Source organism: Clostridium sp. LS (assembly GCF_002760435.1).
Taxonomy (GTDB): Bacteria; Bacillota; Clostridia; order Clostridiales; family Clostridiaceae; genus Clostridium.
In genome coordinates, this window is sequence record NZ_AUUU01000074.1 from 1 (window position 1) to 23,299 (window position 23,299).

General features: G+C 31.8%; 26 protein-coding genes. 18 read left to right on the forward strand and 8 right to left on the reverse strand.

Annotated features, from left to right (window positions below):
- The coding region (locus tag COL3_RS17180; RefSeq protein ID WP_099716670.1) for a ubiquinone/menaquinone biosynthesis methyltransferase at nt 1-480 on the forward strand (480 nt) is incomplete at its 5' end.
- Between the two features lie 55 nt (nt 481-535).
- Here the strand turns inward: COL3_RS17180 and COL3_RS17185 are convergent.
- Nucleotides 536-1,804 (reverse strand): hypothetical protein, encoded by a 1,269-nt coding sequence (locus COL3_RS17185; protein WP_008423044.1) that lies wholly within the window; start codon nt 1,802-1,804, stop codon nt 536-538.
- Nucleotides 1,805-2,146: 342 nt separating this feature from the next.
- On the opposite strand from COL3_RS17185, the gene COL3_RS17190 reads away from it, so the two are divergent.
- The 4 genes from COL3_RS17190 to COL3_RS17205 all read left to right on the forward strand — a co-directional run bounded on the left by COL3_RS17190 (nt 2,147) and on the right by COL3_RS17205 (nt 6,227).
- Nucleotides 2,147-3,214, forward strand: coding sequence for a DMT family transporter (locus tag COL3_RS17190; protein ID WP_008423045.1), 1,068 nt, complete (start codon nt 2,147-2,149; stop codon nt 3,212-3,214).
- Between the two features lie 342 nt (nt 3,215-3,556).
- A complete protein-coding gene (locus COL3_RS17195; protein ID WP_008423048.1) occupies nt 3,557-4,288 on the forward strand; it encodes a TMEM165/GDT1 family protein in 732 nt (243 codons plus the stop codon).
- A gap of 271 nt (nt 4,289-4,559) precedes the next feature.
- Nucleotides 4,560-5,504 (forward strand): DUF2935 domain-containing protein, encoded by a 945-nt coding sequence (locus COL3_RS17200; protein ID WP_035283288.1) that lies wholly within the window; start codon nt 4,560-4,562, stop codon nt 5,502-5,504.
- Between the two features lie 327 nt (nt 5,505-5,831).
- Nucleotides 5,832-6,227: a YmaF family protein gene (locus tag COL3_RS17205; protein ID WP_008423052.1), complete on the forward strand. Its 396-nt coding sequence runs from the start codon at nt 5,832-5,834 to the stop codon at nt 6,225-6,227.
- Between the two features lie 207 nt (nt 6,228-6,434).
- On the opposite strand, the gene COL3_RS17210 is transcribed toward COL3_RS17205, so the two are convergent.
- The 3 genes from COL3_RS17210 to COL3_RS17220 form a co-directional block, all read right to left on the reverse strand.
- A complete protein-coding gene (locus tag COL3_RS17210) occupies nt 6,435-6,818 on the reverse strand; it encodes a YmaF family protein (RefSeq protein WP_008423054.1) in 384 nt (127 codons plus the stop codon).
- Between the two features lie 264 nt (nt 6,819-7,082).
- A complete protein-coding gene (locus COL3_RS17215; RefSeq protein WP_008423056.1) occupies nt 7,083-7,541 on the reverse strand; it encodes a hypothetical protein in 459 nt (152 codons plus the stop codon).
- 392 nt (nt 7,542-7,933) lie between these two features.
- Nucleotides 7,934-8,182: a hypothetical protein gene (locus COL3_RS17220; RefSeq protein WP_008423059.1), complete on the reverse strand. Its 249-nt coding sequence runs from the start codon at nt 8,180-8,182 to the stop codon at nt 7,934-7,936.
- Nucleotides 8,183-8,600: 418 nt separating this feature from the next.
- Here COL3_RS17220 and COL3_RS17225 point away from each other — a divergent pair, with 418 nt between their 5' ends.
- From COL3_RS17225 to COL3_RS17260, 8 genes are all read left to right on the forward strand, one after another.
- Nucleotides 8,601-10,061, forward strand: a complete 1,461-nt coding sequence (locus COL3_RS17225) for an FTR1 family protein (protein WP_008423062.1) — start codon at nt 8,601-8,603, stop codon at nt 10,059-10,061.
- Between the two features lie 27 nt (nt 10,062-10,088).
- Nucleotides 10,089-11,108, forward strand: a complete 1,020-nt coding sequence (locus COL3_RS17230; protein ID WP_008423064.1) for a hypothetical protein — start codon at nt 10,089-10,091, stop codon at nt 11,106-11,108.
- A 142-nt stretch (nt 11,109-11,250) separates the two neighbouring features.
- A complete protein-coding gene (locus COL3_RS17235) occupies nt 11,251-12,696 on the forward strand; it encodes an FAD-dependent oxidoreductase (protein ID WP_008423067.1) in 1,446 nt (481 codons plus the stop codon).
- A gap of 292 nt (nt 12,697-12,988) precedes the next feature.
- Nucleotides 12,989-13,426: a DUF1259 domain-containing protein gene (locus COL3_RS17240; RefSeq protein ID WP_008423069.1), complete on the forward strand. Its 438-nt coding sequence runs from the start codon at nt 12,989-12,991 to the stop codon at nt 13,424-13,426.
- A 149-nt stretch (nt 13,427-13,575) separates the two neighbouring features.
- A complete protein-coding gene (locus COL3_RS17245; protein WP_035283295.1) occupies nt 13,576-14,022 on the forward strand; it encodes a MarR family transcriptional regulator in 447 nt (148 codons plus the stop codon).
- Between the two features lie 111 nt (nt 14,023-14,133).
- Nucleotides 14,134-14,562 (forward strand): hypothetical protein, encoded by a 429-nt coding sequence (locus tag COL3_RS17250; RefSeq protein WP_035283291.1) that lies wholly within the window; start codon nt 14,134-14,136, stop codon nt 14,560-14,562.
- A 100-nt stretch (nt 14,563-14,662) separates the two neighbouring features.
- Entirely contained in the window at nt 14,663-15,076 is a 414-nt protein-coding gene (locus tag COL3_RS17255) for a (2Fe-2S)-binding protein (protein ID WP_008423074.1), read from the forward strand.
- Between the two features lie 100 nt (nt 15,077-15,176).
- Nucleotides 15,177-15,356, forward strand: a complete 180-nt coding sequence (locus COL3_RS17260) for a (2Fe-2S)-binding protein (protein WP_008423076.1) — start codon at nt 15,177-15,179, stop codon at nt 15,354-15,356.
- A 297-nt stretch (nt 15,357-15,653) separates the two neighbouring features.
- Here COL3_RS17260 and COL3_RS17265 read toward each other — a convergent pair whose 3' ends face one another.
- Both COL3_RS17265 and COL3_RS17270 read right to left on the reverse strand, forming a co-directional pair.
- The gene (locus COL3_RS17265) at nt 15,654-16,415 is read right to left on the reverse strand and encodes an EFR1 family ferrodoxin (RefSeq protein ID WP_347474383.1); all 762 of its coding nucleotides are present in this window, start codon (nt 16,413-16,415) and stop codon (nt 15,654-15,656) included.
- Between the two features lie 210 nt (nt 16,416-16,625).
- A complete protein-coding gene (locus COL3_RS17270; RefSeq protein ID WP_099716671.1) occupies nt 16,626-17,591 on the reverse strand; it encodes an AraC family transcriptional regulator in 966 nt (321 codons plus the stop codon).
- A 146-nt stretch (nt 17,592-17,737) separates the two neighbouring features.
- Here COL3_RS17270 and COL3_RS17275 point away from each other — a divergent pair, with 146 nt between their 5' ends.
- The 3 genes from COL3_RS17275 to COL3_RS17285 all read left to right on the forward strand — a co-directional run bounded on the left by COL3_RS17275 (nt 17,738) and on the right by COL3_RS17285 (nt 19,671).
- Nucleotides 17,738-17,857, forward strand: a complete 120-nt coding sequence (locus tag COL3_RS17275) for an NAD(P)H-binding protein (RefSeq protein ID WP_278286681.1) — start codon at nt 17,738-17,740, stop codon at nt 17,855-17,857.
- Between the two features lie 243 nt (nt 17,858-18,100).
- A complete protein-coding gene (locus tag COL3_RS17280) occupies nt 18,101-18,940 on the forward strand; it encodes a nitroreductase family protein (protein WP_008420222.1) in 840 nt (279 codons plus the stop codon).
- Nucleotides 18,941-19,110: 170 nt separating this feature from the next.
- Entirely contained in the window at nt 19,111-19,671 is a 561-nt protein-coding gene (locus COL3_RS17285; protein ID WP_008420220.1) for a flavodoxin family protein, read from the forward strand.
- A gap of 149 nt (nt 19,672-19,820) precedes the next feature.
- Here the strand turns inward: COL3_RS17285 and COL3_RS17290 are convergent, their stop codons facing one another.
- Nucleotides 19,821-20,711 (reverse strand): SDR family oxidoreductase, encoded by an 891-nt coding sequence (locus COL3_RS17290; protein WP_099716672.1) that lies wholly within the window; start codon nt 20,709-20,711, stop codon nt 19,821-19,823.
- Nucleotides 20,712-20,993: 282 nt separating this feature from the next.
- Between COL3_RS17290 and COL3_RS17295 the strand changes: the two genes are divergently transcribed.
- On the forward strand, nt 20,994-21,635 hold the full coding sequence (locus COL3_RS17295; protein WP_008425421.1) for a TetR family transcriptional regulator: 642 nt from the start codon (nt 20,994-20,996) through the stop codon (nt 21,633-21,635).
- Between the two features lie 105 nt (nt 21,636-21,740).
- On the opposite strand, the gene COL3_RS17300 is transcribed toward COL3_RS17295, so the two are convergent.
- On the reverse strand, nt 21,741-22,322 hold the full coding sequence (locus tag COL3_RS17300) for a flavodoxin family protein (protein ID WP_008425422.1): 582 nt from the start codon (nt 22,320-22,322) through the stop codon (nt 21,741-21,743).
- A gap of 131 nt (nt 22,323-22,453) precedes the next feature.
- Between COL3_RS17300 and COL3_RS17305 the strand changes: the two genes are divergently transcribed.
- Entirely contained in the window at nt 22,454-23,290 is an 837-nt protein-coding gene (locus COL3_RS17305) for a helix-turn-helix transcriptional regulator (RefSeq protein ID WP_008425423.1), read from the forward strand.
- Nucleotides 23,291-23,299: the final 9 nt, after the last annotated feature.

Below are 23,299 nucleotides of genomic sequence, written 5' to 3' on the forward strand. Positions count from 1 at the left end.
ATTGGTGTAGACTTTAGCCAAGAAATGCTTAATGTAGGAGCTGAAAGACTTAATCATTTAGCTAAGGATTATAAGTTTAAATTAATTAAAGGCAGCATTTTAGAATTACCTTTTGAAGAAAATACCGTTGATTGTATTACTATTGCTTTTGGGTTAAGAAATATTCAAGATAAAGGTAAAGCTTTGTCAGAAATGTATAGAGTTTTAAAGCCTGGTGGAAAAGTTGTATGCTTAGAACTATCGAAACCTAATATACCAATTTTAAAAAATATATATGATATATATTTCAATCATGTTTTGCCAACAGTAGGATCAATAGGTACAGGAGATAAAAAAGCATATTATTATCTTAGAGATTCCGTGAATAATTTTATGAACAAAAAGCAGCTTAAAGAAAAGTTTAGTGAGATTGGATTTAAAGATGCAGAGTATGAGTCTTTAACTTTTGGAATTGCATCTATACATTATGGAATTAAGTAAATTAAATAATATAGAGGAAGCTAGCAATTAGCCACCTCTATATTATTTTGTTGTATTAAATACAAGTATTAACTTCACTAGCAATCTTAAAAAGTATTTTATAATCATCACCAAACGTACCTAATGAATTAAAGTTCTCGTATAGTTTAGAAAACAACATATACCTTAAAGTAATACATTCTAAGTTTCTAAATGATGGGCGATTTAATTGAGCGATTATTTCTTTTTCGCGTGAGTCAGGAGCAACTAGGAAAAAGTTATATTGTTTAGAACCAAGTGATGATGCCAAATCAACTAAGCGCAATATTCCTGAATATATAGAGGTGCTTTTTTCTACTTCAAAAGCACATTCAATTTCATCTGTATTTTTATTTATCCAAATAACATCGATAAGGGAAATTGTTCTCAAAACTTCTTTTTGAAGCTCTAGTGGTGGAAGTTCAGATAAAGTGATAAATTCTAAGCTCTTTCCATCAAGAGATTTTGTCCTATCGTTAACAGCAACGAAGACATCATAACCTAGGCTTCTACCTACCTCAGTTAACATGAATTGTACCTTTAAATGTTCTGATTCTTCTTTAACTTCATTTTCTACTTCAAGACGGCGCTTATTTAATGCCTTTTCTAATTTACTTTTCTCAAAGTTTAGAGAAGTTTCCCAATTTTCACTTAAAGAAATTTTTCCAGTACCTACATCAAATAATAAACCTGATATAGCACCTAAGTCTTTTGATAATAAAGGATTCAGTCCTTCATTAGTTTTTATAATTACTTCTCTCATATGTAAATAATCAGTCCAGGAACCAAGTTTTTTATTATCATAAAAAATTGCATTAAATCCATTTACCATAGCCGTATTAAATGGAGGCATTAGTGTAGGATGCAAGAAATAGAGTATATTAGCTACAGCTGGACCTAAGCCTTTTATCTTATAGCTATCTAACTTTATAATTTCTTTTATTAGTTTATCTTCAGCATTAGCTGATAAACAAGATTCCAAGAACTGTCCAAATATTTTCTTATTTTCTTCATTTTCATAAATATCAGGAATTCTAAGCTTTGGTTTCCAGAAGAATGGATGTGCTGCGCCTTCAAAAACTTGTTTTTGTTCTGTTATACATTTAAGTACAAATTCTAATGGAGAACCTTTAAAATCATTTCCAAAAGAATTATTTTTAATAGAACTGATGACATCTATAACTCCACGTCTTATTGATCTAAATGCTTTAAGTCTAGTTTCGTTATATGTAAACCATGTATTGTAAACAGATTCTGAATCAGTTTTATATTGATTAACGAGTCTAATCATATTTGAATTATCCATGCGTATGCCTCCATAATATGTTTTCATAATATTTAGGATAGCATAAAACAGCAATAATATATATATGTAAGCATAGAAGAGATAGAAATAACACATCATTCGTTAAAAATTTCAAAAACAGTTATGTAGAAGTTAAATTACCTTTTTATGCAGCAATTGAATTATTCAGTTTAGGATGCTCTCGAAATTCTTTGGCAATTTAAAACCTGAAGATAAAATGGCAGTTGCTAAAGACAGTTATATATATTTTTAATTATAAATAAAGAAGATAGAATTTTATTGTACTTGGAGATTATGGTAAAATAAATATAATTAAATTTATAAATGAAAGGAAAAATTACAATGAATAAATTGAAGTTTTATCCAATTATGATGGCATTATTAGCGTCAATCTTATTTGGAGCAAGCGCTCCTATAACAAAGATGCTTTTGGGAGAAATTCAACCTATTCCTCTTGCTTCATTTTTATATCTTGGTAGTGGGATAGGTTTGTTAATTTTTCAGATTGTAAATTTGACAATTAAAAAGCAAGGAATAAATGAAGCATCTTTGAATAAAAGGGATTTTATCTGGTTATTTGGTGCAATTATCTTTGGAGGCATTATAGCTCCTATTATTTTATTAAGTAGTCTTAAAATAGCACCCGCTTCAACTGCTTCATTGTTGTTAAATTTTGAAGGGGTTGCTACAACAATAATTGCAATAGTATTCTTTAAAGAAAATGTAGGAAAACAAATTTTAGGGGCTATAGCATTAATTACAATTGCAAGTATTGTTTTATCATGGGATTTTACAAATCAATGGGGACTTTCAATAGGGGCACTAGGAATTATAATAGCTTGTTTATGTTGGGGGATTGATAATAACTTTACAAGAAATATTTCCTCAAAAAATCCATTCTCAATTGTTACAATCAAAGGAATAGCAGCAGGTATATTTTCACTTGTTTTATCAATAGTGCTAAAAAATCAAATTCCAGATTTGAAAGTTATAATAGTCGCTATGATAATTGGATTTTTCTGTTATGGTTTAAGTATAGTATTATTCGTATTTGCTATGAGGGATTTAGGAAGTGCGAGAACTAGTGCATTATTTGCAACTGCTCCATTCATTGGTTCTATTTTATCTATTATCTTACTAGGTGATATTCCAAGTAAAGTATTTTTTGTATCTTTACCTATTATGATTATTGGAGCGGTACTTTTATTAAAGGAAGAGCATGTGCATAAACATAAACATGAAAGTATAGAGCATGAGCATAGGCATAATCATAATGATGGCCATCATGACCACGAACATAGATACAAGCAGGGGGGCGTAAAAGAGTATCATTCCCATTTACATACGCATAATTCCATAGAGCATACCCACCCACATTTACCAGATATTCATCATAGACATGTACATTAAATAAATCTAAAATGCTTGATGAGTTTATATTGGGATTTATTGACAGCGGATGGAATCTGCTGTAAAATTAATAAGTGAAAATTTGATTTAAAGTTAAGAGGGAGTAACTGCCTTTAAAAAGGTGATAAAGTCAACATACTGACCTTGGGTCTGGCTTTATTGTAACTAATTTTTAGTTAAGTGAGACTTTTAGCGCAATATTAGTGTTGTGTTATAAATCTTTTTTTGATGAGTTATCAAGAAAGATTTATAAGAAGATGCTTTATTGTGCTGATGGTCTTTATTTTTTATAAAATAACACTAAAGGAGTTAATTAAATTAATATAAATGGAGGTATTAAAAATGGCATCATTTATCAAGGCATTATTACTAGTGGTAGTTGCAGAAATGGGGGATAAAACGCAGCTACTAGCAATGGCAATGGCAGGCAAATACAAGGCTAAACAGGTATTGACTGGGGTTTTAATTGCAACTATTTTAAATCACGTATTAGCAGTTGCAGTTGGAAGTTATTTAAGCTCCTTAATTCCTATGAATCTTGTAAAAATAATAGCAGCAATTTCTTTTTTAGCCTTTGGCCTTTGGACAATTCGTGGAGATAAATTAGAAGATGAGGAAAACAAAAAAGTGAAATTTAGCCCAATTGTCACAGTGGCTATTGCATTTTTTATAGCAGAAATGGGTGATAAGACTCAGCTTATGACAATAACAATAGCAGCAGAAAATCGGCAGCCACTTCTTATTTTAATGGGAACAACAGTTGGAATGCTTGTTGCAGATGGTATAGGTATTTTGGGCGGAGCATGGATGTGCAGGCATATACCAGAAGTATATATAAAGTGGGTAGCAGGTGTAGTATTCATGTTCTTTGGAACATTGACTTTATATAATGTAGTTCCAGCAGCATTTTTAGGACCAGTATATTTAGTTTTATACTTAGCTCTTATGGGAGCACTTATCTATATCTTTGGAGTAAAACTTGCATATTTTGATCAAGTATGTGATATAGCATTAAATAAGATAGATGAGCCATCTGAAATGGAAAGTGAAGAAGAAATAAAGAAAAGAGCTTAATATTAAATTAAATAATAATTAATGTAAAACATAATTAATAGCAGTTTATAATAGAGTTATGGAAAGTTACCATAGCTCTATTTATAGTATAAAGATCATTTTTGAATATATTTTAACACTTACTTTATTAAAACTATTTTCTGATTTATTATAGTTAAATTTATTATATCCAAACAGCTTTTACTTTCAACAGTATGATAAGAGAGTAACAGTTAGCGGGAAAACTAATATAATGGAATTGATATTGAATTATTGTATGGGAGAAATTAACGTGTTGTCTAGTAGTAAATTTATACGACAATCATTAGAATTACATCTTTTCTTTGCAAGAATTATGAAGGAGCATTCATTTTTCTTGGAAATAGGTTTTACACCAAAGAATTCAAATTATGCAGATGAAGCAGATGCTTTTAGAATGGGCTTCGATAATCTTTTATGTGATGTAATTACTATTTCTGAAGGTGTTGTAAGCAGTGATGTGTTAAAATCGGGTGAAGTGGTAACCCCTTTTACCCTTGAAGCTGAAAAAGCATCAGCATATTTTACAGGAGTGAAAATCGCTACTAATCTTACTAAAATGGAAGCTGAATTAATGAATAATTCTTTTAGCAGACATAATCATGAGTCACTTGAGAAAAAAGTATCTGCAATTAACAATAGAGCATTGGAATTAACTAGAGGCTTAATAAGATTTAAGACAGGAATATTATCAGATGTTTTGTCTTGTAGGATATTTACAGTTAATTATCCTTTGCTTATAGATCATATTCTAAGAGAAGCAAAGTTTTATTTTACCCTAGTTCAAAGGCTACAAAATCGTGAAGAAATTAATCTAGAGAGAGAAGCTTATGAGCAAGAAGCTTTCTGGAATAGAATTATGGCTGAACATTCAAAATTTATACGAGGATTACTAGATCCAACTGAAGATGAATTAATAAATACAGCAAACAATTTTGGACATCAGTTTGATATGTTAACACGAGAAGCAAGATTAGCTATGGATAAATCAATACCAATTTCTAAAGTTACAGATGATAGTTTAAAAGCAACTGAAGCAATAAGGAAATTTAAAGCTCAAGGTACTCAGGGATTAGTAGAGTGTAAAATCAAATCTATAATAATACCATTACTAGGTGATCATACTTTACGTGAAGCAAGTCACTATTTACGTTTACTAAAAATATTTAGAAAAGTTGAAGAGTGTGACTGCGAATAATAATAGATTAGAATATATAGCTTATTGTGAGAATTTTATAAGCTAGAGAAGAATAGGTGTATATGATTAGCATATGCACTTATTTATATTGAATTCTCTATGTATATAACAATGAAGAAGAATAATGATTATGCAGAGTAATTGTAGCAATTAGCATGATAATTTTTTTATGCCGTTTCCGGTTTCTTTAAATTTTAGATATACTTGTTATAAAGTTCTGAGTAGTCCTCATTAGATATTAAAAGATGAAAAGTAGTGATTATATATTTCACCTTTTAAAATTCAATGAATAGTATATAGTATTGAAATTATTTGGAGGAAATTTTAATGGAAAATAGTTATAACAACTACGGTAGTTATGATAATCAAAATCAGAATCAAACTGCTAAAAGAGAAACTCATAATCATGAATTCCAATCAAGTGTAGATTATGTAAAGGATGATGAAGGAATAGAACATAGTCATCATATCGCAGGTGTTACTGGGCCTTCGATTAGGCATGGTCAATCCCATGTTCACAAAGTAAATGTCTTTATAGATACATCTAGTCATCATTATCATGAAATAAGTGGCACTACTGGTCCAGCTCTTTATGTTAATGGAAGAAAACATGTTCACTTATTGAGAGGAACAACAACTTATGATGATGGGCATGAGCATAATTATTATTTTACAACTCTAGTAGAAGATCCTACAAGCATACTAAAAGATAATAACTACTAAAGAAATCTTATAGAAAGTATTATATTCATAGTAAAATCACCTAGCTTAACACATTCAATTGTAATTTATTTTATTATCTTTTGCCACATATTCACTTAACAAGTTCTTTCGAAAAACTAGAGCTTGCATCTATGAATGATGCAAGCTCTTTTTATTATAATGAAAAATGACTTAATAAAGTCTTCTCCCTAATTAATTCAATTTAACTTATACAAGAGGACTATTAATTTGTGTTGTAAAAAGAAACTCATGATTATGATTATCATCAGTAGTTGTAATGCCACTAATAAGATGCACATGTTTGTTGGTATTTGGAATAGGAACATCAAGTCCAGTTGTTCCCCCTATTTCATGATGGTGATCAAGGAAATCTGTATTAATTATTCCAAATGCATGCACATGCCGACCCCCTCCAACTTGTATAACCTCACTTGTAACACCTGCTACACGATGATTATGCCTATCTTCCCCTTCTTCCGCTAATTTAACGCTTTCTTCGAATTCATGCACATGCGTTTGTGTCCCAGTGCATGTCTGTGTCACAGCAACTGTCTGTGTTTCTGTGATACTATCAGTGTTCAAAAAAATCATAACTATTTCCTCCTTGGTAATACAACAATACATTTAAGAAATAGGCCTATCTATACCTTAATGCATAATATTTAAATTGTACGGAAAATTAATAGTGTGTTAGAAACAACAAGATCTTCTACAACATCTACAACGCCTGTGACATCTAAAAAATGGGCAACAACATAACATATTAATCACCTCTCCTCTTTTGTATACTATAATATATTCACAACATATAATAATTGTTTCTAAATATAATACATAATCTTATTCTTAAAAAGATTAATAATATCTTGCCCAAACATCTTTAGTAAAGCCATAATCAATAATAACAGGTCTCCCTTTAATTGTCCCCCAGCTACTTGCCCTCTCCAAATCATCTAACAATAAATTATAATCCTGCTTAATATTTCGTAGGTCTTTTGATTTAATCAATTCACTTGTATTTCTAACATCGAAAAACATACATACATATGAAAGATCATATACCTTATCTGCTTTTTCCATTATTAGCAAATTAAAGTCATTCGAAACTTTTACAACCTTTGCGAATAAATCAGAATTATCATAACATGAAATACTATACTCACATTTATTTTGTGCAATTCCTGCCATATTTCTTGCTACTTTGATTATATACCCGTTTCCCAAGTCAAATACATCTCTGCAAGATCCAGAACCAATATATCTATAATATCCTCGTTTTATATTAAACTTAATCTTATCAAATACACAAATCATTTCAAACACCTGCTTGTGATAATCTCTTTATACTCATTAGTAAATATCTTCATGTTATATTATTCGAGCTATAATGTATTTGTTCATCCTACAACTTTTTACTTGATAGTTACATTTTCTGTATATTCTGTTATATTAACTCATAATGACTTAGGTACAATTATTTATAATATAAATATTATTTATATAAAAAAAGCGAGCCATAAAGGCTCACAAAAGTTACATAATTCACTCATTCAAATAATAAGAGAACTACATGAAATTTTAAGAATTACAATTGATTTTACTACTATTTTTTCAATAATAATAGAAGACGGTACATAGCTGCTTAAAAAATAGTTTTGCAGCATCTTTATATATTTTTATATCTATAAATTAGTGTTTAATATATATTAACTAAATTTTTCAGGAAATTGTTTTATAATATCATTAGATACCATATCGGCAAATTTAATCATATGATCTTCACCTTTATCATAGGCCTCAACATCTGCCTTCCAATCTTTCTTTAACCGAGCAACAACTTGATTAGTTACAAATTCTAAATGTTTATGCAATATGTCTTTTAATTCTGAATTTGAAAGATTAGGGTTTGCACCAGATAAAAATTCAGCAATTTCATCGGCATTTTTGTACCACAATTTATTAAATTTATCTAAGTTAGCTTTATTATTACTTTTAGCATCATCTTAGATTTTCTGATTTAAACATATGTTTCTCATTTAGTGCAATGTAATTAAGGTTGTTAGTCTTATTAAAGCCATCTGGAATTTCAATATGATAAATACATTATGTACTGAAGGATAGAAAATAGAGAAATATTTCCTTAAATATTTATTTTATAAACATCTTGCATTATTTTTTAATATAATCTATAATGATAATCAGGTTTAATTGAGAAGGTGTATCAATGGTGTTGGAGTGAATTTTATTCTTATATAAATACCTTTTTTAATCTTAAGGAAAATAAAAATTTATAAAAGATTGTCCTATATTTCATTAGGAAATATTTTATATATACTAAAAAATAAAATTACAAAAGAGAAGGAGTGATAATGGTTGCGTAAGTTATTTACATTATTATTGGTAGTATTTTTGATGTTACCCATGTTTGCAATTAAAGTATTAGCAGCAGATGCGAAGGCAGATTTGTCTAAGAGCAATGAGTTCATTGAAAAATCACTTGAAGCTGTAAAAGCAGATGATTTTTCTAAAGGAAAAGATTTTTATGAGGAATATAATGAAGCTTGGATTGAACTTGAAGATGGAGTTAAGGAACAATCGAAACAAGCTTATGGAGATATTGAAGGCAAAATGGGAATGGTTAAATTCCTATTTTCTCAAGACCCTATGCAAAAATATAAAATTATAAGTGCTTTAGAGGAGTTAGAAAAGACCAATAAAGCATTTATAGAAGGAAAAAATAATAGTCAAGAAACAAAAACTAAAGGAGAACCAACTACTATAAAAGACTTGGTTGCACTTTTAGAAAAAGCAAAGAGTCAGATTGAAAGTGGAAATGATAATGAAGCAGTTAAAACAATGGACACTTTTAGTTCATCTTGGTTAGATGTTGAAGGAGTAGTTTTAACAAAATCAAAAACTGTATATGACGATGCTGAAAGAGACATGGTTAGTGCAAAAGCTTATCTTACAGTAGATCCAATTCAAAAAGATAAAGCAGTAAAGGTTATTGATAGAATGCATGGATACTTATCTTTATTAGATGGGAATACATCATACGGTATAATAGATGTAATTACAATTATACTTCGTGAAGGTTTAGAAGCGCTTTTAGTTGTAATTGCTTTACTAGGTTTTCTGAAGAAATCAGACCAAGAAGATAAGAAAAATTGGATATATGGTGGAGTAGTAATTGGAAGCATAGTAAGTATTGTATTAGCTGTTTTAGTTAAACTTCTATTCACATCAGGTACTTTTGGAAATAATAATTTCTTAATATCAGGCTGGACAGGCGTATTCGCAGCAGTAATGCTTATTTATGTAAGTTATTGGTTACATAGTAAATCGGAAGTATCCTCACGTAATCACAGTATACAGGATAAAAGTTATAAGTCATTAGCTAATGGAAGTTTATTCTCTTTAGGATTTTTAGCGTTTTTAGCAGTATTTAGAGAAGGAACTGAAGTTGTTCTTTTCTACATTGGAATGGCATCTTCAATTAAGTTAACTGATTTATTTCTAGGAATAGCATTAGGCTTTGCGATACTTATAATAATAGCTGTTTTAATGCTAAAGATAGGTTTACGTATTCCAATGAAGCCATTTTTCCTTGTATCCAGTCTTTTAGTTTTCTATTTAGGATTAAAGTTTACTGGTATGGGAATTAATGGACTTCAACTGGCTGGAGTATTATCAGCTACATCTAGTGATTCATTGCCTACAATATCTGCACTCGCAGTATATCCGACTTGGCAAGGAGTGATACCTCAAGCAGTATTAGTTGTTATAGCAATACTCGTAACATTACATAAGAAATTAAAACAAAAGAAAATATGAAAAAGAAATTAGCAGGAGGATTTATTTATGAAATCAGTAAGAAATTTATTATTAATAGCAGTATTAGGGACAGCAATTACAGTAACAGGTTGTGGAGTGCAAAAAACTGAACAGACTAAGCCAGCTGAGAGTACAGCACAAACAGCATCTCAAGAAACAAAAGCATTTACTATTAATGATGCAAGTAACAATATGAGAAATATTCTTAAGGACATGAAAACGCAAGTTTCTAATAATGAGGAAGATAAAGTTAATGAAGGTGGTACAAAATTAGAAGATACTTGGAAGGAATTTGAAGATAAATTTGAGGATGATTTAAAGGACAAATATTTAGATTTATATGTTAAAATTGAAGATCCATTAGAAGTTATTGAAGCAGCATCTAAGGTTAAACCGCTAGATACAAAGGTTTTAAATGAATCAATTGATAAATTGGATTCGGAATTAGTTAAATTACAAGAAAATGATGCAACAGCAACTGGGATTGAAAATATGAGAGATACATTAAAAGAGATGAATACGAATTTAAATAATAAGAAAGAAGATAAGGCTATAGAGATTTCCGATAAACTTGAAGAAAATTGGAGCTCATTTGAAGATGGAATAAAGGATAACTATAAAAATCTTTATGAAGAAGTTGAATCTCCATTAGGAGTTATTCAAGCAGACGTAAAAATGAAACCTCTAGATACAAAAACATTAACTGCTGCAATTGATGAGTTAGATAAGACATTAGATCAATTACAAAAATCTATTGCTTTTTCATCTGCTCCGCAAGACATGAAAACAGCTTTAGCTAAAATTAAGAAATTTACATCACCTCTTAATGAAGAAAAAGTAACAAAATATGCTGAAAGATTAGAAAAGTACTGGAGTACTAGTGAAGATATGGTAAAACAAAAAAATCCTGCTCTTTATGAAAAAATTGAAGTACCTATGGGAGCAATACAATCATCTGCAAAGGCAAATCCAATAGATACAAATACATTAACATCTGCAGCAGGAGAATTAGATAAATTATTAACTGAAATGCAAAACTTAAAATAGATTTCAAGCAGACTGCTGATATAAATAATTGGCGGTCTTTTTTATTATAAAAATACTTTGGTTTTGAAATTAATTGCAGGATCTAATAGAAATCTGTGTATAGTATCTAAAAAAATGGAATACTAAGCATGAGGTGATTTGCATGGAAAGTGTATGGAGCTATGAAGTTAATTTTAGAAAAAGAGAAACTTTAAATCAAGATATTCAATGTGACATTCTTGTAATAGGAGCAGGAATGGCAGGATTGCTCACAGCATATATGCTAAATAAAAGTGGGAGAGAAGTTGTTGTAATTGATGCTAGAAGTATAGCAGGAGGAGTTACCAAAAATACAACTGCTAAAATAACATCTCAGCATGATTTAATTTATGATAGTATCATTAAGGAATTTGGCGAAGAAGGGGCAAGACAATATGCGAGAGCTAATGAACTTGCAATAAAGAGATACAAGGAAATAATTGATGCAGAAAAAATTGATTGTGACTTTGAGTATAAAGATGCATACTTGTATACTTTAGATAACGTTGTAGATCTTGAAGATGAATATGGTGCAGCGAAAAGATTAGGAATTGATGCAGAGCTTGTAGATGAAGTAAGCATCCCTGCAGAGACTAAAAAGGCATTGAAATTTAAGAATCAAGCACAATTTAATCCGCTTAAGTTCTTGAGACCAATTTCCGAACAATTGACTATTTATGAAAATACAGTAGCTCTTGATATTACTGAAGATAATACTGTAGTTACAAAGAATGATATGAAAATTAAAGCAAATAGAATAGTGGTAGCAGCACATTATCCATTTTTGAATACTCCAGGATATTATTTTATGAGAATGCATCAAGAAAGAGCGTATGTTATAGCGTTAGAAAATGCACAGGATGTAAATGGAATGTATAAAGGTATTGATAAAACAGGTTATTCATTTAGAAATTATAAAAATTTATTATTATTTAGTGGTGCAGCAAGAAGAACTGGGGAAAATGAAGAAGGTGGAGCATACGAGGAATTAAGAAAAGCTGCCAAAGAATTTTATCCAAACGCAACAGAAAAATATCACTGGTCAACTCAAGATTGTATGACTTTAGACAATATCCCTTACATAGGTCAGTACTCCTCTAAAACACCTAATATTTATGTTGAAACAGGATTTAAAAAATGGGGAATGACAACTTCAATGGTTGCAGCAATGATAATAAGTGATATGATTCTTGGAAATGAAAATGATTTTTCTGAGATATTCTCGCCAAGAAGGTTTGATATGTCAGCATCTATGAAAAATGCTGCAAAGGACCTTGTTATAACTGCAAAAAACTTTATTGCAGAGAGGATAAATATTCCCGAGGAAAATCTTAGTAGCATTGAAAATGGTCATGGAGGCATTATAGAATATAAAGGTCAAAAGGCTGGGGTCTATAAGGATAATGAAGGCAAAGTATATACAGTATCAACAAAGTGTGCTCATTTAGGCTGCGAACTTAAATGGAATGCTGATGATTTAACTTGGGACTGTCCTTGTCATGGTTCAAGATATAATTATGAGGGAGTCTGGATTGAAAGTCCTACTAATAAGTGTCTTCATGAAGTGTAACACTATGCTATATATAATAAAAAAATCTGCTATTTAATATACATAATTCATAAGTTGAAAAAGCTGTCTTAAAATATTTGAATTTTAGATAGCTTTTTTAGTTTAAGAAAATATGAGGATTAAAGTCTGTTAGATTATTTGCTAATAAAAATAGCAGAAATTTTTCACAAAACTTGACAGCATTTAATAAAATGTATGGAAGCCTATTTACATAGAAAGTTAACATCTTAGAACATTTGTTAAAAGATAAAGTTCACTTTCTGTGAATACAAAAGAATAAGGAGATAAGCTTATGTATAATTGTGGAATTAAAGCTTGTACAGATAAAAATAATTCAGATAGTCTTTGTAGAAAATTTGCTCGTATACTTGGAGCAGAGATTCTTCAATCAAAGGACAATTTATGTGCTGTGACTTTTAATAGAAATCTAGATGTTGAAATATTAGGAAGAGAAACTCAATCTCCACTAGTTTTAGCAGCATTATTTTCTTTTGAATCAATGGATAGTCATGGGAAAACACTAAATTTAGGTGAAACTGTTATATTACCTGAAGAAGTTAATCCATTTATATCTATCCTAAGAAAGAATGGAATTCTAATTACAGCCCTTCATAATCACTGGTTATTTGAAGAACCAAGACTTATGTATATCCATTTCGAATCTATAGACGAGCCTCTAGATTTTGCTAGAAAGGTTGCTGAGGCACTTAAAGTATTAAGAAGATGTTAGAAATTTAAAAAAGAAATAAGCGGTAATTTTTAATATTACTATCCGCATTGGGTAAAACCAATGCGGTTTTTATGTGGTTTTTGTTTTCTGAAAACTATTTTAATATGAGTTACTTGACAATATTACTAATTAGTAATATTATTATACCCATGGATAAGAATAAAATTACTTATGGAGAATTAAATGATTTAAATTTAAAAGCTATAATAGCATTAAGCCGGTGCATACAAAGTGTTAACAAAAGAGAATACAAAATTATCAAAGAAGGAGGATTAACTTTTTCACAATTTGGAGTACTTGAAGTACTTTATCACAAGGGAGATTTAAGAGTCAGTGAAATATTAGAAAAAACTCTTTCAACTGGTGGCAATATGACTGTTGTTATAGATAACTTAGCTAAAGATGAGTTGATTGAGAGACGTCCCGATCCTAAGGATAGACGTGCAAGTTTGATAAGCATATCTGAAAAAGGAAGAAAGCTTATAAGTGAACTCTTCCCTAAGCATGTAGATAATTTAAGTGAAATTTTTAGCTCTTTAAGTGTTGAAGAGAAAAAGAATTTAATAAATATGTTAAAGAAATTATCAGGTGTATAATTACACCTTAATTTTTAAATAAATAGTACTAATTAGTAATTAACTAACTAGTAGTTAATTACTTGATTTTATTTAGAGAATATGATTTGAGATTGGAAAGGAAGAGTTTAAGTGGATTATTTAAGTAATTTGGAGAATGATATGAAAGAAATATGCGGTGACTGTTGCCAGAAAGGTTCAGATAATTGCAATTATAGAAAGTGCAATATTGGATTTGCAAAGTATGTTGTAGAAAATATAAAAGATAAAGCTATAAAAGCTATAGAGGATGGAGAAAATCTAATTCCAAAGGATGATTTAAAATACTATGAGGATAAAATAATTGCTAGAGGAATCGCAAATATTTGTAAGCTATGTAAAGACTGCAATGAAAATCATAGTGAAAATTGTGTTGTAGCTCTAACAAGAAGATCTCTAGAATACACACAATTAAAAGATAAGATAGAGTATCCAGGCAATGTACTTATGTACCTAATGAATGTTTCAAAGCAAAATCCAGAACTAGCCGAGTCAATAAAATTAGAATACTTAAGTATATAAAAATATTAATGAAAATAAAAACTTTAAAAAATAGTTAATAAAGGTGATTGCAAAAAGCCTTTCATATAAATAAAAAAAATAATGAGGAGAGTTACGAAGGATGATTAAATCAATATTATCAAAATTATTTGGAGTTAAGGAAGAAGTTAAAGTAGAGGACAATAAAATTGTTTGTGGATGTTTTAAAATAACAGAGCAAGATTTAAAAAATGCAGTTAAAAATGGTGCAAAATCATTTGAAGAAGTGCAAGCTATCACAAAAGTAGGCACTGGCTGTGGCCGCTGTGTAGAAGGTAATAAAGCACTAATTAATAAATTAATATTAGCAAATAAAATAGAAGAAAATGCAATAGTATGTGGATGCTTTAAAGTTACGGTACAAGATATAAATAATGCAATTAAAAATGGAGCTAAATCATTTGAAGAAGTACAAGCAATTACTAAAGTAGGTACTGGTTGTGGACATTGTGTAGAAAGCAATAAAGAATTAGTTAAAGAATTATTAGCAAGATAATGAGCTAAAAAGTATACATAATAAAGATGCAAGTGTTAAAACTAATAATTGTTAAAAGATTTCATATTTAAATTTAAAAACAGTTAAAGGAGAATATATAATGGATAATGATAAAGTAATATGCGGATGCAAAAATGTTAAAGTACAAGACATAGAGAATGCAATTGCTAATGGTGCAAAATCATTTGAAGAAGTTCAAGAAGTAACTGAAGTAGGAACAGGCTGCGGCCATTGTGTAGAAAACAATAGAGCATTAGTTGATGAATTATTAGGAAAGTAATATCAAAGATAAAAAAGTTCATACTTCTATTAGTATGGACTTTTTTCATGAGATTATCTTAGGAAATCTAATTATTCGTATCAAGTAGTATGATGGGAGAAGAAGCACTTTTGCAAAACAAAAATGATATAAAAGCAGCAACTGAAATAAGTACTTTTAGCGACTTCGTTCTAGGATAGATTGCAAAACTGAGCAGTAAAATAAAGAAATTTATGCTATATTTAAAATTAACATAAATCTCTTAGTTTACTGCTATTTCTAGGTGCTCAGCTTTGCAATCAATGCTCTTATTAGTAGTTATGTCAATTGAGATAATTTTACTTTAGGATTATGGTACCTCTGTTTATTTTGAGTTTTGTTTTTGTAATTGATGGCTTTTTGCGGGCACCAATGAATACAAGCAAGGCATTTTTCGCAATTGTGCTTGAACGTTACTTTTTCATCTATAATCTCAATATTTCTTGCTGGACAAACCGAAACACAAATGCCACACTTTGTGCAACTCTTTGATACGCTATAATCTTTATCTGTAGACTTAAAATTAGCAGAGGCTTTATTATGCATCTTTCTAAGAAGACCCAAACTGCCTTTTATTCTACACTCTTTTCTGATTTTAATATCTTGAATGATGACATCAAGTTTATCCTCAGCTTTTGCGATTAGCTTGCCAACTTTATCGCTCTTTATATCGACCATAAATATATAGTTTGACAAAATAGGAAGTTTAGAACCGTAATGTAAATATGCGCCTTTTTCTTTCAGAATATTATTAACATCTGTAAGACATGTACCGATAGCTCCCCCGCAGGTGACCACTGAAAAGAAATAGGCATTTTTATTAAAGTTACTGCTTGTTATGAAATCATATACCATATTAGGCAGTCCCCATGCATAAACAGGAAAAACAAAACCAATTACCTCGCTGTTGCAACTATAATTCATTCCGACTTTGGAGATTGATACCACATCAGTGTTACCCAAAGCATTAGCGATATCAAGGGCGGTTTGTAGGCTGTTCCCTGTTGCAGAAAAGTAAAAAATTGTTTTATTCATTTGCATATACCTCGCTATTAATTTTATTTATATTTAATAAACTTTTAATTCCCTAAAACAATTAAGTAGTTATTTTATGAATTTATTATACTTTGCATTTTATTAAAAGATTTGCCTGTTTCACGTTAATTCTTGCCTAATCCTCCGAAAACATCTATTGAACTTGTAAGATAAAAGCTTTTGGCATAATTCTACACGGCTTGGTTAGTCTAATAGTTACTTTTGTTGACGCAAATTGGAGATATCTCTCCTTGGTGGTCTTCCGAAAAAGCGACTGTAATCTCTGCTAAATTGGGAATCGCTCACATAACCCACTAGCTGACATGCAGTGGCAGCATCCATTGAACCGGAGAGCATAAGACGCCTGGCTTCATGAAGGCGCAGCGCTTTTTGGTATTGCAGTGGACTCATCGAAGTAACTGATTTAAAATGCTCATGAAATGATGACTCGCTCATATGCACCAGTTGGGCCAAGTCTGCAATCCTAATCTGCTCAGAGAAATTGTCGCGGAGCCAGGAAATTGCCTTCACAACCCGCTGCACGCCCGAATCTGCAAAACCCATTTCAGCAACATGAATACCGATGGAGCTGCGAAGGACTCGTATCAAAATCTCATCCAACACGAGAGGGGCAAGCAATTTGGTGTCAGAGGGGTTTTGCAGGCATTTCACTAACCGCCTGACTGCATTGATAATGCCAAAGTCGGTGTTCGCGACGTAACCCGTGCTCCGCTGACGAATCGGAGGCAGACCATGTGGATACACTTTCATGACTAACTCGGAGATTCTTTGTGGATCGAGTTCCAAGCCGACACTAAGGAACGGCTCAGAATAGCTGGCCTGTGTGGTTTGGAGAGCCACCGGCAGAGCAACGGGGAACATGAGTATACTTGACCTGCCGACCTCGTAGATTTCATTCCCTAAGGTAACGGCCTTTGCACCTTGTGCAACGATTAATAAGGAAGGCAAGTAGAAGGTTTTCATAATGTCCGTTTCGATTCTTGAATAACGATTAATATGCAAACCAGGGATGTGCTGGCTAAAGGTGCCGTCATGTGGAGTTTGTGTATAGATAAGGCGTGCCAGCCGTAATGTTTCTTCTTCAAGCGTCTCATCGGCGTTAATAGACGTTGAAGGAACTGAATATTCACCTAGCGACTGTTGTACTGTAATCTCTTCCATTTATTTTCCTCCTAGTATCCTATCGATATCAATCATATAATAATCACAATTTGGTTGAATGGTCTTAACCTTAATATATTAGTAATATAACATAAAAATAATTGATAAACAAAACTGTTTTGATTGAAGTGAATTAATTTATAAAAATATTTGTAACTGGGGCGACAGGCAAGATTGGAAGTCGTTTTGTACCATATTTACTTAAGCAAAGTCATGCTGTCCGTATTCTTGTAAGAAATGCTGAGCGAGCATTTATGGTATGGTGAAATATACAAATCATAGTACAACACACCCATTTTCATGCAAGGAGGTAGAGCTTTACGCGAAATCAATCTACTAAAACAGCAGTCTGATTTTAATTATTCAGTAAAATAAATTCATGATTAGTTACATATTTTATAACTTGTAATTAATAAAATGGTATGATATAATTTGTGTTATAGGTTACAATGTTTTAAAGATGTAACTTGTAATATGAATTGTATTATCATACTAGGGGGAAAGATACTATGGAAAAAGATATTATGAATTTGATAAAGGTTGATTCTGCAAAATGCACTAAGTGCGGAAGTTGTGCCAAAGTCTGCCCAACAGGTGTTATAGCCATGGATGAACAAGGACCGAAGGTCGTAAGTCAATTTTGTATCGCATGTGGTCACTGCGTAGCTATTTGTAAATCAGCAGCACTTGACAATGTGAAAACACCTTTAGTTAATCAAGTAAAATTGGAAAAAGTACCAGTTCTGGACGAGGATACTGCGGCTATATTTCTTCGTAGCAGACGTTCGGTTAGGGAATTTAAAAAGAAGTCAGTTCCTAGGGAAAAAATTAGTCAGCTTTTGGACATAGCAAGATTTGCACCGACAAGTGGCAATTCTCAAGGAGTTTCTTATCACGTAATAGATAATCCTGATACACTGCGTAGTATTACATCAGTTTCAATTGACTGGTTGGAAGAGGCTTTGAAAGCTCCACCTTACGCCGGATCACCATATGAAGCACCATTTGCCGCGCATATAGCTAACTATCGTCAGAATGGTGAGGATGTTGTATTGCGTGATGCTCCTTGTCTAGTAATCCCAATGGTTGACAAAAATTCTTTACCAATTGGTCGGGATAACACTCACTTTTCACTAGCTTATGCGGAACTTTATGCGACTTCAATGGGTCTTGGAACTTGCATTACCGGATTTTTTAATGCTTGTGCTGCTTCTGGCTATAAGCCATTACTTGATATCTTGAATTTGCCAGAAAATATGCAGGTTACTGGAGGACTAATGGTTGGGTATCCGAAATACACTTATCAACGTTTGGTAGATAGAAACTCATTGCAAGTCACTTGGCAGTAATGGTGAAGAATGTAATATATGAGTTACATTGATTTATAATTTTATAGCATTTTAATATAGCTGTAATTCAGATGACCCATATTAAATAGGGCCGACTTAATACTGGCCCTATTAAAAAAGAAGAATTAAGGTGATTTTAAAATAAATAAAGATTGGAGTGATTTATATCTATGAAAAAAATCATAATTTTAAATGGAAGTCCACATAAAATTGGGAATACAATGGCGCTGGTTAATGAGGTATCCAAATCCATGGAGAATAAAGAAACTGAAGTGAAAACTTATAACCTAAATACAATGCAAATAAGCTGTTGCCAGGGGTGTAATGCCTGTAAAAAAACAGGTAAATGTGCCATTAAAGATGATATGCAATTAATATATCAAGATATTGATGATGCTGATGGTATTATCTTTGCTACACCTATATATATTTATCAAATGTCTGCACAGATGAAAATTGTTGTTGATAGACTCGTTGCTTACATGAAAGAAGATTATTCAAGCTACCTTTCTCCGAATAAAAAGGTCTTATTTGTATCTACATTTGGCGGAGGCGATATAGTACAATTCAAGAGCTATTTTGACTTAACTGGTAAAAGTCTTGAATTTTTAGGTTTTGGTGAATACAAAATCCTGCTTACGGGAGGTTTGCGTGAACCAAAAGAGTTATTAGAACGTTCAGAAGTTCTGTCAGAAGCAAAAGATATGGGTGAATGGTTATTAAATCAATAGAGAAAAGACTTATTTAATAAAAAATCTAGAATATTAAGATATTAAGAGGCAGATTACCATTTTAAAGTAAAGGTAATCTGCTTTTTTGGGGGAATTTCTATTCTGAATACTCTATTATTTGAAACAAAAGATAGTCCGATTGTAAAGTACTAAGCCCTATCAATATCCTGAATTAGTGCCAAATGCGCAGGCTTCCATCCAAGTTTTTCTTGAGTTAAAGCATTGGAGGCTGGAATATCTGCGGCGACAAGCTGTCCTAGAGGTCCGAAATGATTAACTGCTTCTTCTGGAGATATAGATTTAACTGGGAGGTTAAGACGACGACCGATAGCTTCTGCGATTTCTCGAATAGGCACCCCTTCGTTAGCCACCGCATGAAATATTGATCCAGCTGGTGCTTGTTCCAATGCTAGTCTGTAAAGATGCGCAGCATCAAGTCTATGAACAGCTGGCCAGCGGTTAGAACCGTCACCTACATAAGCCGAGAAGCCTTTGTTGCGAGCTATTTCAATAAGCATAGTAACCAAGCCATAACGCTCGCCATCGCCATATACTATTGGAGCAGGGCGTACTACTGACACACGTACACCTTTAGAAGCTAGCGAAAGTGCCAACGTTTCTGAAGCTGCTCGAGGACCTGCGGTTAAGCTTGAACTAGCCTTATCATCTTCTGTAACGACGTAGCCAGGTTTGATGCCTGCAGTCCCAAATGTAACTACTAATGGTTTATTAGATTTTTCAAGTGCAGTACCTAGTGCATTGATAGCATGACGATCAGTCTCACAAGAAGCTGAAAAATTAGCGATAAAATTATCATGATCAAAGGCTGCATGAATTACGCCGTCTGCTGAAGATGCGCCACTACGAAGGCTGTCAAGATCCTCCAAAGAGCCACGATGCGCTGTAGCTCCAACAGCAGTAAGCGATGCAGCTGATGCATCCGACCTAGCAAGACCTATTACCTCATGTCCTGCACCAATCAATTCTTTAACGATTGTAGAACCTATAAATCCTGTAGCACCTGTAACAAAAATACGCATATTAAACTCCACCTTTCAAGTTGATTATACTTACAAAGTTATAAGTTACAATTTATAAAATGTGTAACTTATATGTGAATTATATCACTCTCTTTTACGAATTACAAGTAATTTAATATGTAACTTATCACAAGGTAAATCTTCAGCTAAGAGGACTTAAAAATCTCAATGAATAATACTTAATGTAAGAATGGAATAGCTAATATTGCAGTCCTTTTTTAACATGTATCCTTAAAAAAATATATTCACAGTCGCTTTAAATTTAGTAACAATTGATGTAATTTGAAACATAAAGTCAAAAATGATATAATTGAAAATAAAAATAAGAAAGCGGTGATAAATTTGGATAAAATATCGTTAGATAAAGAAATGATCCTTAATGCAACAGAAGAAGTTATTCGCCGTTTCGGACCAGATAAAGCGAATATCACTGACGTGGCAAAATTATTAAAAGTAAGCCACGCAGCTATTTATAGATATTACAATGGAAAAACAGCTCTATGGAATGCTGTTACCGAACGATGGCTTACGCATTTGCATGCTCCGTCAAATCAAATATTAAATAGAGATAGTCCTGCAGATGTTAAACTTAGTAATTTACTAGAAAGCTTTGTGGAAGCTAAACATCACAGTGCCATTAATGATCCAGAAATGTTTGCAAATTACATAAAACTAGCTCAAAGCTCAATGGAAGTAATAGAAAAGGGCAAAGAAGAAGGAATTAATTGTATAGAGAAGGTTATAGTACAAGGAATTACAGAAGGTATATTTTTTACAGAATCTCCGTATCAAGAGGCAAGAGCAGTATATCTTGCAACCAGCGTTTTTATTCATCCAAACTCGTTCGAAGATCCTAACCGAAAACAAAACATAAAATCTGTTGTAAATCTTCTAATAAGAGGACTTAAGAATTCTAATAGATAAATGCTTTATATAAGAAATGGCCGACAATAAGTCGGCCATTTCTTATGGCGTGCCCAGCATTGGCACGTCAGGCTGTCTGACAATTAATAATTATGTTATAATGAATTATTCTTGTAAGTTAATTCCAAGTGTTTTCGTTTGTTCTTCAATTTCCAGAGGTAATTCATTTCTAGAAGCAGCTCCATCTATAGTTATACTTCCAAGAATATTATATCCGCCAGCTTTAAGTACTATTTCTATTGCTTGCAGAGTACCTTTACTTTGTGTTGGTAATTGACTAATTGGAAAAGGCGCATTGCACGCTGTAACCATAATAGCCTTTTTTCCTTTGTGTAATGGAATGGGCATTTCTAAGCCACTCGCGGCTATTTCCTCAAAGGCAGTGAGATTTCTATCAATAAGAATTTTTAATGGTCCTGATATGTTCCCAAAGTAGGTAGGACTACCAATAACTATAGCATCAGCAGATCGAATTTTATGCCATACAGTATGTCCATCATCTTTAGGAAGAATGCAGCTTTTATTTGGTCTGCACTGTAAACAGCTTATACATGGCTTTACACTCAAATCATATGAGTGAATCCATTCAACTGTATGCTTTGAGTGAATTTCTTTTTCAATACATTTCATTGCACTAATAGTATATCCGTTTTTTCTAGGTGAACCATTTAAAAATAGTATTTTCATGAATAATTACCCTCCGTTTGTATATTTTATAGTATTAGAATATGTTATAAATATAATATAAAGTTCTATGATGATATAGGAGCGTATTTGTACTGGTATAAATAATAATAGGATAAAAAGGAAGTTTGAATATGGAGAAACAGCGATATAAAGAATTAGGAGATTTTTTGAAGACCAGAAGAGCCAAAATTTCACCATCTCAATTAGGAATTTCAGAAGGGTTAAGACGTCGCCGTACACCAGGTCTTAGACGGGAAGAGGTGGCACATATTGCAGGCATAGGGTTAACTTGGTACACTTGGCTTGAACAAGGACGTTCTATACAAGTATCAGCAGAGGTACTGGAAAGCCTGTCTAGGGTACTAATGCTTAATAAACAAGAACGAATTCATCTATATACTTTGGCAAGACAAGCTCTTCCGACAGATATTCCTTCATACCAAGAATCTGTTAGTGAGATGCTGCAGCATGTGCTAGATAATCTATTACTGAGTCCGTCCTTTATTATGGATACGAGGTGGAACATTATTGCATGGAATAAAGCTGCAAGTGCTGTATTTGCTGATTTTAGTAAAATAGATGTGAGTAAGAGAAATATGATTAAGATGATGTTTACATATGATGATTATAAGAAATTATTTATAGACTGGGAATCTCATGCACAAGGAATGCTGGCAAGATTTCGATCAACAATTGGACACTACATTGAAGATCCCTGGCTTGCTAAAATCATTGAAGATCTTAAAAGAGAAAGTGATGAATTTAATTTATGGTGGAATCGACATGATGTACAGGGAAATAGTGAAACATACAAAAAGCTAAAACATCCAATTGTAGGTGAACTTTTTTTTGAATTCATTAGTTTTGATGTTTCAGATAATTCTAACTTGAAATTAATTGTTAATACACCCTCTTCGAAAACAGATACTGATATAAAAGTAAAATCATTACTAGAACACGTTATTTGAAGAATAAGG

Coding starts and splice junctions, on each gene's coding strand:
- COL3_RS17280 (WP_008420222.1), top strand. CDS start 18,101: ATGGAAAAAGATATTATGAATTTGATAAAGGTTGATTCTGCAAAATGC.
- COL3_RS17265 (WP_347474383.1), bottom strand. CDS start 16,415: ATGCAAATGAATAAAACAATTTTTTACTTTTCTGCAACAGGGAACAGC.
- COL3_RS17270 (WP_099716671.1), bottom strand. CDS start 17,591: ATGGAAGAGATTACAGTACAACAGTCGCTAGGTGAATATTCAGTTCCT.
- COL3_RS17190 (WP_008423045.1), top strand. CDS start 2,147: ATGAATAAATTGAAGTTTTATCCAATTATGATGGCATTATTAGCGTCA.
- COL3_RS17290 (WP_099716672.1), bottom strand. CDS start 20,711: ATGCGTATTTTTGTTACAGGTGCTACAGGATTTATAGGTTCTACAATC.
- COL3_RS17210 (WP_008423054.1), bottom strand. CDS start 6,818: ATGATTTTTTTGAACACTGATAGTATCACAGAAACACAGACAGTTGCT.
- COL3_RS17235 (WP_008423067.1), top strand. CDS start 11,251: ATGGAAAGTGTATGGAGCTATGAAGTTAATTTTAGAAAAAGAGAAACT.
- COL3_RS17260 (WP_008423076.1), top strand. CDS start 15,177: ATGGATAATGATAAAGTAATATGCGGATGCAAAAATGTTAAAGTACAA.
- COL3_RS17230 (WP_008423064.1), top strand. CDS start 10,089: ATGAAATCAGTAAGAAATTTATTATTAATAGCAGTATTAGGGACAGCA.
- COL3_RS17305 (WP_008425423.1), top strand. CDS start 22,454: ATGGAGAAACAGCGATATAAAGAATTAGGAGATTTTTTGAAGACCAGA.
- COL3_RS17245 (WP_035283295.1), top strand. CDS start 13,576: ATGGATAAGAATAAAATTACTTATGGAGAATTAAATGATTTAAATTTA.
- COL3_RS17285 (WP_008420220.1), top strand. CDS start 19,111: ATGAAAAAAATCATAATTTTAAATGGAAGTCCACATAAAATTGGGAAT.
- COL3_RS17255 (WP_008423074.1), top strand. CDS start 14,663: ATGATTAAATCAATATTATCAAAATTATTTGGAGTTAAGGAAGAAGTT.
- COL3_RS17240 (WP_008423069.1), top strand. CDS start 12,989: ATGTATAATTGTGGAATTAAAGCTTGTACAGATAAAAATAATTCAGAT.
- COL3_RS17195 (WP_008423048.1), top strand. CDS start 3,557: ATGGCATCATTTATCAAGGCATTATTACTAGTGGTAGTTGCAGAAATG.
- COL3_RS17215 (WP_008423056.1), bottom strand. CDS start 7,541: ATGATTTGTGTATTTGATAAGATTAAGTTTAATATAAAACGAGGATAT.
- COL3_RS17205 (WP_008423052.1), top strand. CDS start 5,832: ATGGAAAATAGTTATAACAACTACGGTAGTTATGATAATCAAAATCAG.
- COL3_RS17300 (WP_008425422.1), bottom strand. CDS start 22,322: ATGAAAATACTATTTTTAAATGGTTCACCTAGAAAAAACGGATATACT.
- COL3_RS17185 (WP_008423044.1), bottom strand. CDS start 1,804: ATGGATAATTCAAATATGATTAGACTCGTTAATCAATATAAAACTGAT.